Annotated in this window: 8 protein-coding genes; 7 read left to right on the top strand and 1 reads right to left on the bottom strand. The window is 27.9% G+C overall.

Going from position 1 to position 10,856, the window contains the following annotated elements; all coding sequences use genetic code 11:
• Positions 1–145 precede the first annotated feature (145 nt).
• A complete protein-coding gene (locus NG918_RS01260; protein ID WP_252224124.1) occupies positions 146–1,072 on the top strand; it encodes a hypothetical protein in 927 nt (308 codons plus the stop codon).
• Positions 1,073–1,138: 66 nt separating this feature from the next.
• On the opposite strand, the gene NG918_RS01265 is transcribed toward NG918_RS01260, so the two are convergent.
• Positions 1,139–2,590: a DUF2334 domain-containing protein gene (locus NG918_RS01265; RefSeq protein WP_252224126.1), complete on the bottom strand. Its 1,452-nt coding sequence runs from the start codon at positions 2,588–2,590 to the stop codon at positions 1,139–1,141.
• Between the two features lie 296 nt (positions 2,591–2,886).
• Between NG918_RS01265 and NG918_RS01270 the strand changes: the two genes are divergently transcribed.
• The 6 genes from NG918_RS01270 (at position 2,887) to NG918_RS01295 (ending at position 10,734) form a co-directional block, all read left to right on the top strand.
• A complete protein-coding gene (locus NG918_RS01270; RefSeq protein WP_252224128.1) occupies positions 2,887–4,089 on the top strand; it encodes a cell wall-binding protein in 1,203 nt (400 codons plus the stop codon).
• Between the two features lie 156 nt (positions 4,090–4,245).
• Positions 4,246–4,836, top strand: coding sequence for a transposase (locus NG918_RS01275; RefSeq protein ID WP_252224130.1), 591 nt, complete (start codon positions 4,246–4,248; stop codon positions 4,834–4,836).
• Positions 4,820–6,358, top strand: coding sequence for a YifB family Mg chelatase-like AAA ATPase (locus tag NG918_RS01280; RefSeq protein WP_252224131.1), 1,539 nt, complete (start codon positions 4,820–4,822; stop codon positions 6,356–6,358). The genes NG918_RS01275 and NG918_RS01280 overlap by 17 nt, the downstream gene beginning before the upstream one ends.
• Before the next feature lies 1 nt (position 6,359).
• Positions 6,360–7,430, top strand: a complete 1,071-nt coding sequence (dprA, locus tag NG918_RS01285; protein WP_252224140.1) for a DNA-processing protein DprA — start codon at positions 6,360–6,362, stop codon at positions 7,428–7,430.
• Between the two features lie 85 nt (positions 7,431–7,515).
• Positions 7,516–8,451: an Rpn family recombination-promoting nuclease/putative transposase gene (locus NG918_RS01290; protein WP_252224133.1), complete on the top strand. Its 936-nt coding sequence runs from the start codon at positions 7,516–7,518 to the stop codon at positions 8,449–8,451.
• Positions 8,452–8,859: 408 nt separating this feature from the next.
• Entirely contained in the window at positions 8,860–10,734 is a 1,875-nt protein-coding gene (locus NG918_RS01295) for an N-acetylmuramoyl-L-alanine amidase family protein (protein WP_252224135.1), read from the top strand.
• The last annotated feature ends 122 nt before the right edge of the window (positions 10,735–10,856 follow it).

The following is a 10,856-nucleotide window of genomic DNA, read 5'->3' on the forward strand; positions in this document are numbered from 1 at the left end:
ATATTTGAAACCAATGTATGTAAAACTTATTGAAGGAAGTGTTCATTGTGACTTTAACATACCTAACAATGCTGCTTTAATTTTCTTTTAAATATATATAATGGTATAATTGTAAATATATAAATTAAAACGAGGGGGAAGTATATTGAAAAAAATACTTTTAAGTTTACTTATTACAGCAGTTATAACAATAGTAGCGTTGCCAATAAAGGCTTCTGCTAATGAATGGCATAATGATAACGGAAGAGATTGGTTACAACTTGATGATGGAAGTTATCCAACTGGATGGTATAACTATAATGGAACATATTTTTTATTTGATTCTGATGGATATAGCCATAAATATGGTTGGTATCAAGAAAATGGGAAATGGTATTTTATACAAGACATGGGTAGAATGTGTACAGATGAATTTATTGATGGTTACTATGTTGATAAAACTGGAGAATATAGAAGTGATATAAAAAGAGGAGATGCAATTCAAACTGTTGCAAAAAGTGAAGATGGAAAAATAACTCTTTCTATTGATGCGTATTGTAGACATCGTGTATTACCTAAGACTACTTATGATGGAGGACAATTGTATTGTGCTTATAAAAAAGTTAATCAATCAGGAAAAGTAGAGTATAGCAAGATACTAGGATTTACAGATGATTATTCAACTTGGAGACTAGTTAATGGTAATGATTCTCCTGTATCATTTGAAAGTTCTTATACTGGTATGACTGAAATTCTTATGGTTTACAAGTTTAAAGATGGTTCTTATTCTGATGTATTAAAATATGACTTTTACCTTAATAATGGAGATATAACTTCACCTAATATAGGTTTTTCTAAATCATCTAACAATGGTGATTTATTAATATCATCATTTGTACAAGCTGGAGATGATGTTTTGAAAAATCTTATAATAACAAAACCTGATGGACAAAAAGAAGAGTTTAAATTAAACGGTAGTAAGTTCTTTAATATTACTAAATATAAGCTTACTCAAGATGGAAATTATAAAATAGAAACTAAAACTAATGATGATTCATATGTTTATATAAATCTTTCAAAAGATGATTTATAAGAAATCACCCCTGGGGTGTAAAAAATGGAAAAAGGTCAAGCTGGTGATATTTACCAGCTTGATCTTTTAAAGTTCAGTTACTTTAATCATTTTAAATCCCTTTTCTTCTAATATAGTTACTAATCGTTTCAATATAGAATTATCATCATAGCTAAAACATGGACAACCATTAGAATCTTCACTTAGTGTAATAAAATTATTTTCTAATGAAGGATGGAAAAATACACTACCCATATTAGAGGTATCAGCATTTTTAATTCTATCTAAACAAAGATCTTCTTTACCTTCTGCAATATAATCTAATGGAGTTGATATATATAATGAAGCGTTATTATAAGGACTTAGTTGTGGCTTTGTCAAATCTGCATTGTCAACACCACAATCATTAAATGGATAGTAAAGTATTTTAAAATATTCTTCTGCAATTTTATTTTGTTCTTGAGTTATCTCATAATGTGGTACTTCAAAAAAATTTATTGGTATATCTAAGTATGATGCTGTTTCAATAGCTTTTTCTATTTTTTCTCTAAACACAACAGGTGAAGGTTCAAACTTTCCAAATTCAAATCCAGCAGCTGATTCATGATGTCCAAACTGATGAGTATAGCCATGCAAACCAATTACAGCATTATTATTTTTCAAATAATCAAGTGTATAAACCATTTCTGCAATCTCAAAATTATTTTTAGTTAAAGGATTATTATCAATTTTAAAATTAGGATTTTTGTATCTTGGAATCCAAGCTATATGATAAGGAATATTTTTTTCATTCATGTATGTTCCAATTACACGAAGATTTTCAAAGTAGTTTTTATCATAACTTTGAGAAGTTAAACATATATCCTCAAATCGTATTAATCCTATCTGTGTATTTTCATTATCTATATCAGTATAATCACTAGTATTTTTAGAGTTATCATTACTATTATTTACTTCAGTATTAGCATTTTTTATATTTTCACTAGAATTAATTTTACAATTAATTATCTTATTATCCTTATCCCATCTAGTATATAAATCAAGCATATTAGAGAGGTCCGAAAAACATATGTAATAAATGTTTTCAGAGTTTAATAAATCTTTTTTTAATTTAAATTCTTTATTAGGACACTTAACGGTATTATTTGAAAGATTAATAGAATAAATTAAATCGTTTATTTTTAATGATAATATATCTTCATTTTTCACGCCTTTACCGTTTAAATTATAAGCAATTTCATTTAATGGTAAATAGTATCTATTCTTATCTAAGTATATTGGTAAGGTAAAATTTAAATTTTTTCCATCTATTTTAAGTTTTGCTTCATCTTTATTCATATCAAAATCTTTAAATGTGGAATAATCATTAGAAAGTTCATCACCTTTTTTTAATAATTTATCAAAATTTAAATTCTCATCATTACTACTAATATCGTTATCAATTGAGCTAGAAGATTTAGTTTCATCTGTATTATTGCAAGCCGTTAAAAAAATAAACATGAATAATAAAAGAAGATAAGTGTAAATTCTTTTTCTCATAAATAAAATTCCTTTCTTTTCATATCTATTGAATATGTAATATAAAATATAGTATAACATGATACTGTAATTGCTATACCCCTGGGGTGTAAAAAATGGAAATTGGGTAAGCTAGTGAGAAGCACAAAAGAGTAGATGATAAAAAATTTCTACTTTTAAATTTAAGATAAAGATTAATAAACAGTTAACGATAAATTAAGGTGCATTATTTGATAGTTAATAAATTTGTAAAAATAGAACTAACATATATATATTAAAAATATGCATAATACAAAAGAAAAAATGAGGAGATTAATGTGAAGAAAAGGAAAATAATAGTGATTTTATCATTAATACTATGTATTAATAGTATTCCAACAACAGTCTTTGCAAGTCAAAGTACAAATCCAGAAAAGATTAAATTAGTTGAAGAAAATAAGGTTTTAACTGAAAGTAATTTATTAAAGAATGAATCAAAGAAAGAACTAGATTTGGATACAAAGGATGTAAAAGATATTAAGGAAGAAGATACAAAAGAAAAAGAGGACAAGCATAATAATACTGATGTATCATCACAGAAATCTGATAAAGATGAAGAAAAAGAAGATGAACCTTTAAAAGAAGAGTTACATACAATTGGATGGAAAGAAAAGTATGGTTCATGGTATTATTATGAGTTTAAAAATCAATTAGTTAAGAATGAATGGAAAAACATATTTGGAAAATGGTATTACTTTAACAATGATGGAGCAATGCAAAAAGGCATGCAAAACATAAATGGAACAACATATTATTTTAATAATAATGGGGAGATGTTAACAGGATGGCAATTAGTAAATGAGAAGTGGTATTGTTTTTCAGAATCAGGAAAAATCGAATATGGTTGGAAAAAATTAAAGGAAAAGTGGTACTATTTAGATAGAAATATAGGTGCAATGCTATCAAATGAAGAAAAAATTATAGACGGAAAAAACTATAGATTTAATGCTGACGGAACTCTTGCTGAAAATACATGGTATGATAGCTATAAATATTCTCAGTTTAATGGGGAATGTGTAAATATATATGGAGATTATTCTCATTCAAATACTAATTACAACATATTTAAATACATGACTAATACATATAATCAAGTAAGTGTGCATGATGAAGCAATAAGACTGCATGGCGGAATTGAGAGTAATAACTGTGTATATTTTTTATCAGAAGTTTTAAGAAGAAATGGATTCAATATTTCTACGTATACTGCAAATGTAGCTCAATTAGAAAGTCAATTAAAGAATAAAGGATTTGTAGCGTGTTATGATTTAAACCAATTAAAACCAGGAGATATTGTATTTACAAAAAATAATTCTCATGTATACACATTTATGTGTTGGGCTGATGGATGGAATTCATATATTGCAGATAACCAAAGAAAAAAATTTGGTGACAATGTAGTACATAAAAGAAATGTTAAAGATTATGATCCAAGATATGATACAGATCCATCTACACATTTTTATTATTACCCATATTAATCACCCCTGGGGTGTAAAAAATGGAAACAGATAAGATTTGATCTTATCTGTTTTTTTGGTGTATCTACCCCTGGGGTCCAGAAAATGGGAAATGTTTAAATAAAAAGATTATGTCTATACTTTAAAATAATAATAGTTATAGGGAGAAATGCTGAGATGTCAACACCTAAAATTATATGGTATGAAGGTGCTATATATCATATAACAACTAGAGGTAATCGCAAAAGCAAAATTTTTTTAGATGAACAAGACTTTAGGGTTTATTTAAATAAACTTGAGGATAGCTTAAATTATTATGATTACTTAAATTATGAATTAATATCATATTGTTTAATGAGTAATCATGTACATTTGATGATGAAAGCAGGAAAAGAACCATTAACACGAATAATGGGAAGATTGAATTCTACATACACAAAATATTTTAATAAGAAATACAATTACATAGGACATTTATTTCAATCACGATATTTTTCAGAGTTGATAAAAGATGATAAACAAATCCTAGAAGTTAGTAGATATATTCATTTAAATCCAGTAAGGGCTAATATAGTTAAGAAACCTGAGTATTACAAATGGTCTAGTTATTCTATGTTTATAGGAAAGACTTCTAAAAAAACAATAAATCCAGAAATAATATTAGATTATTTTAGTAAAAGGAATAGAGATATTTTATATAAGGAATTTGTAGAGAATGCACTTAGTATCAATAAAGAGGGAGGGAAGTTAAGTGGCTACAGTGGTTAATAGTTTTGGAATATTAGGTATAGATGGATATTTAGTTAAAATAGAAATTGATATTATAGATGGATTACCGTCTATATCTATAGTAGGAATGGGAGATACTGCCATAAAAGAATCTAGAGAGAGGCTTGAAGCATCAATAATAAACTCTAAGTTTCAATTTCCAAAAATGAAAATAGTAGTTAATTTATCTCCAAGTGATATTAAAAAGAGGGGATCTCATTATGATTTAGGTATGGCAGTTGCATTGCTAATACAATCGAAGCAGGTACAAGTTAAAGAAATTAGTACATATGGTTTTATAGGCGAGCTATCTTTAAATGGTGATTTGAGACCATGTACAGGAATATTGCCAATGATAATTGAAGCCAAAAATAATGGTATAAAAAACATAATAGTACCAATAGAAAATGTGGAAGAAGCAAGTCTAGTTGGTGATATGAATATTTTTGCTTTTAGAACGTTAAATGAAGTTATTAATTTTATATCAGGAATAAATCCATATAAACCTATAAATTTGAATAACGCTAAGCATAAAATATCTAATAAATATTTAATAGATTTTAGTGATGTTCAAGGACAAGATAGTGCCATAGAATTTATAATGGTTGCAGCAGCTGGTGGACATAATTTGTTGATGTGTGGAACACCAGGTTGTGGTAAATCAATGATTGCTAAAAGAATCCCTACAATACTCCCATCTATGAGTGAAGAAGAGGCTTTAGAAGTTACTAAGATATACAGTGTTTCAGGATTGTTGCAAAATAGAGGGGCATTAATAACAGAAAGACCATTTAGATCACCACATCATAATGCTTCATTAAATTCACTAATAGGTGGAGGCACTTTTGCTATGCCAGGAGAAATTTCACTTTCACACAATGGAGTTCTATTTTTAGATGAAATAGCAGAATTTAATAAGAAAACCCTAGATGCATTAAGGCAACCTATTGAGGATGGTAAAGTTACAATTTCTAGAGTTAAGTATACTCATGATTTTCCAGCAGATTTTATGCTTGTTGCAGCCATGAATCCTTGTCCATGTGGATATTATGGAGAGCAAAGGTGTAAATGTACTGATTATGAAATTATTAAATATAGACAAAAACTATCAGGTCCAATAATGGATAGAATAGATATACAAAAGAATTTTAATGCAGTAAATATTATGGATTTATCAAATAATACTCCAGGACCAAGTTCTAAAAGTCTTAGAGAAAAAGTTGAAGCTGCAAGAAATATTCAAAGGGAAAGATATAAAAATTATAAAAATATTAATTGCAATGCAGTTATGACACCAGATCTTATTAAGAAGTATTGTATTTTAGATAATTATAGTAAGAAAATATTAAAAGATTCTTATGAAAAATTTAGATATAGTGCAAGAACATATCATAAATTTTTGAGAGTTGCAAGGACCTTTGCAGATATGGAAGGTAGTGAAAAAATTAATAAGTCTCACATTATAAAAGCATTAATGTGTAGAGAAATAGAAAAGGAGCAAGCATCTATGCTTATTGTTTAGTATGAATGAAGAAATTTTATATATTTGGTTGAGTTTAATAGATGGAGTAGGAGGAGTAATAGGTTCTAAACTTCTTAAAAAATTTAATAATGTGCAATCTATATATGAAGCAAAATATGAACAATTATTAGAAATAGATGGAATAGGCAATAAATTAGCTAAAAAAATCATTAATTCTAGGGATTTAACTTATTGTCAAAAAATATATGATTACTGTATTGAAAATGATATATACATTTTAAGAAAATATAAAGAAAAGTATCCAAGTCAGTTAAATAAATATATGAATTCACCAATAGTGTTATATGCAAAAGGAATAATAAAAGAATTTTCTAAATCAGTAGCAATAGTTGGGTCAAGAAGATGTAGTGAATATGGTAAAAAAGTAACCATAGAATTATCAAAAGAACTTTCTAAAAATAATATACCTATAATTAGTGGGTTGGCAAAAGGAATAGATGGATATTCACATACAATAGCTTTGAAAAATAATTTATATACTGTAGCTGTTATAGGAACAGGGCTAGATAGATGTTATCCAAAAGAACACATGAAATTAATGGAAGCTATATGCGAACAAGGTTTAGTAATATCTCAATTTCCACCAGGAAGCAAAAATGCAAAGCAAAATTTTATAAGAAGAAATGAAATTATTGCAATGTTGTGTGAGAAAATAGTTGTAACTGAAGCAGGAAAAAATAGTGGAGCTTTGTATACAGCTAGATGTGCAATGAAATATAATAAAGAAGTTTTTGCAGTACCTAATAATATATATGAAGGCTTTAGTGTTGGAACAAATCAATTAATATTTGAAGGGACAAAGATATACCTTAATCCTAAAATGATTGCTTCAAATGAGGTTGTTGTAAAAGATGACTATAAGTCAGAATCATTTAAAATGAGTGAAGAAGAAGAAAAAATTTATAATTTGGTTAAAGTATCGCCAGCTACATTAGATGAAATAAAAGTTATATTAGGTACATTGATTAATAATATAGAAGAAGTGTTACTTCAAATGGAGCTTAAAGGCTACATAATACAAAAAAGAGGACTGTTTACCCCTGGGGTGTAAAAAATGGAAAAAAAGATTATGATTTATGAAGAGTTTTTAATAGGGTATAATATATATAGATAAAAAATGCTAAGGAGTGAATTTTATGTGTAGATTAAACCCCAAAGTAGATTTTGCATTTAAAAAATTATTTGGAAGTGAAGAGAATAAGGATATACTTATTTCTTTTATAAATTCCATATTATCAGAGGATCAACAAGTAAAGGATATTATACTTAAAAATCCATATAACATAGCAAATTATAAAAGTGACAAAATGAGCATACTTGATATAAAAGCAGTAGATGAAAAAGGAACTTGGTATGACATAGAGATGCAACTATCAGAACAGGTTTTTTATGAAAAAAGAGCTTTCTATTATTGGGCTAAGGTATATTCAGATCAATTAGAAGGTGGATATAATTATGACAAATTAAGAAAAACTATATCTATAAATATTTTAGATTTTGATTATATAGATGAAGACGACTTTCATAATGTATATAAAGTATATAATGAGAAGAGTAAAAAAGAATTTTCAAGTGTATTTGAAATGCATTTTATAGAACTTAATAAGTTTAAGAAGGATTTTAAAGATGTGAAAACTACTTTAGATAGATGGATAGCATTTTTAAATAGAGCTTATGAGCTTGAAAAAGATAAAATACCAACTGAATTAGCAGTAGATGAATCTGTAAAAAAAGCTGTTGAAAAGTTAGATGTTATGTATTTGGATAGAGAAGAAAGAGAGCTATATGAAGGAGAATTAAAGGCAATTAGAGATTATATAGCTTGCATGCAAACAGCTGAAATAAAAGGAATTCAACAAGGTATACAAAGAGGAATTGAGCAGGGAATACAAAAAGGAATACAGCAAGGCATTGAGAAAGGCATTGAGAAAGGCATTGAGCAAGGAGCAACGCAAAAAATAAAAGAAACAGTAATACAGGCAAATAAATTAGGAATGGATAATATAACTATATCTAAATTAACAGGATTAACAGACGAAGAGATAAATAAAATAATCACCCCTGGGGTGTAAAAAATGGAAACAGATGAGATTTAAAGTCTTGTCTGTTTTTTTTGTTTACCCCTGGGGTCCATAAAATGGGAAATAAATAAATATTTTTAAATTTTAATTTATTTTCTCAAAAAAGGCCCTAAATTAGAAAATGTTATTGTATTGTATAACGAAAGATTTATGGGATAATAATCCACATATAGAAAAAAGATAACATATATATATAATTTTGAAATATGATAATTATATACCAAAAAATCAATTGACAGGGACAAACTTTTTGGTATAATGATAAAAGTGGGTTTTTGACTATAAAAATCCAATTAAGTAAATGATGACAATATTATTGTACTTTATATCAAACTTTACATTAATATGTTATAATGGTATAATTTATAATGATTTTAAAAATTAGGAGGGAAAGAAATTATGTTTAACAGAGCAAACAAAATGACAGCTTTATTAGTAGCTGCCGCAGCAGTAGTTTCATTAGTTCCAGCAACTGGAGTTAATGCAGCAGACGTTAAGAGAATACCATCAAAGGACGGTATAATAAACCATGCAGAAGCATACAAAGATGGTAAATTCTATGTTGATGGAGAATTAGAAGATAAAGATGAAGCTAATTACTTCTATTCAAATGGAAAATATACTGAATTAGATGATTTAGATTCAAATTCAGAATCAAGAAATTATGGAGAAAAATATGTTAATATTGATGACGGAAAGTACTTTGTTGATTTAACAAATGGTAAAGTAACTGATGATAACATTAAGGAAGAAAATAAAGATGATGCTGAAGTAGCATTAAAGAAAAAGGTAAAAGATAAAGCAAAAGATAGATATGATGATCATGATATAAATCCATCATTGGAAGAAATTGCGGGAAATAAATTCGGTGAAACTTGGTATAAAGCTGAATATAAACCTAATGGTGTAACTAATGGTAGTGACACAGAAAATTTAGAAGTTTATACTGATGCAAAAGGAAATTATATTGATGCTGATTATAATTTAGGGAAAATAAAAATACAAGTTTCAACAAGCGCCGGTGTAAATATAAAAGATAAGAGCATATATGTTGAAAATACAGATTCAGAAGAAAAGATTGATGCTTATGCAACAAAAGCTTTTGATGATGGAGTTAAAAAAGGTGATAGATTAGATGTTAAGGCTACTGCAAAAGTAACTAACAGAACAGTATTAGCACAAGATTCTAAAAACATATATAGACTAGCAACAGTTACAATATCTCTTGTAGGTAGTGACAATAGTAAACTTGTTATAGACGAAGTATATGGAAATAATGAAATTGCATTTAATGGAATAAATACAAATGAAGTTTCATTTGAAGTTATTCAAAAAATTTCAAAAGATCAAGCTTCAGATAACAAAGATGGAGCTAAATATGCTAAGAATGTAACATCTTATGTTGTATGTAATAAAGATGGAAAACTTCAAAAAGATAATGGAAATAATGAAGATGTTAAAAACTTCAAAGATGCATTCCTTACTGGAGATATAAATGGTGAAAATGTGACAGATCCAAATTTCACTGTTGTTAATGGAACTTTAGTTGGATATAAAGAAAATTCTGCTGGAGAATTATTAGTACAAACTGTAAACTTTAAGCCAAAATCAGGATTATATTATATTGATGCTAACGGAGATTGCAGTGAGGATTATGATGCAATGGACGTTGATGTAGATGGAAATATATGGAGATTAGAAAACGGATTTATTTACAAATTTGATAACAAAGATGATTGGGATAAAGTTTATAAAGTAGATGGCGGAATGGACTTTATGTCAGTTTACAATAAAGATAACATGGTTATCTGGAGTGATAAGAATAAAGATGATGAAGTTTATTCTATAATCGGTGGAAAAGAAGATAAAGAAGAAGAAAAGCCAGAAGTTGAAGTTAAAACTGGATGGAGCCAAGCTGCTGATGGAACTTGGACATTCGTTAACGCTGACAACACTAAAGCAACTGGTTGGTTCCAAGATGGAGCTAATTGGTACTTAGCTAATGCAGCTGGAATTATGCAAACTGAATGGCAAACTATTAATGGAACTTGGTTCTACTTAGGTTCAAATGGAGCTATGCAAACAGGATGGCAAAACATTAATGGAGCTTGGTACTACTTAAATCCAGTTTCAGATGGAACTAGAGGAGCAATGAAAACTGGTTGGATCAACGACAATGGTACTTGGTACTTCGCTGATGGATCAGGAAAAATGTTAGCTAACACAACTGTTAATGGTTATGTTTTAGGAGCTAATGGAGCTTGGGTTAAATAATTTAAGCTTTAAATTATAAGAGACTTTCGAAAGAAAGTCTCTTATTTTTTTACAATGTTATGTTTGGGGATAGAGTTTATATATGCATAAGCAAAGTGGACTGAGTAATTGAACTTAGGAAT

The sequence above is a fragment of the Clostridium sp. ZBS2 genome (genome assembly GCF_023845855.1).
In the GTDB taxonomy this organism is placed as follows: domain Bacteria; phylum Bacillota; class Clostridia; order Clostridiales; family Clostridiaceae; genus Clostridium; species Clostridium aquiflavi.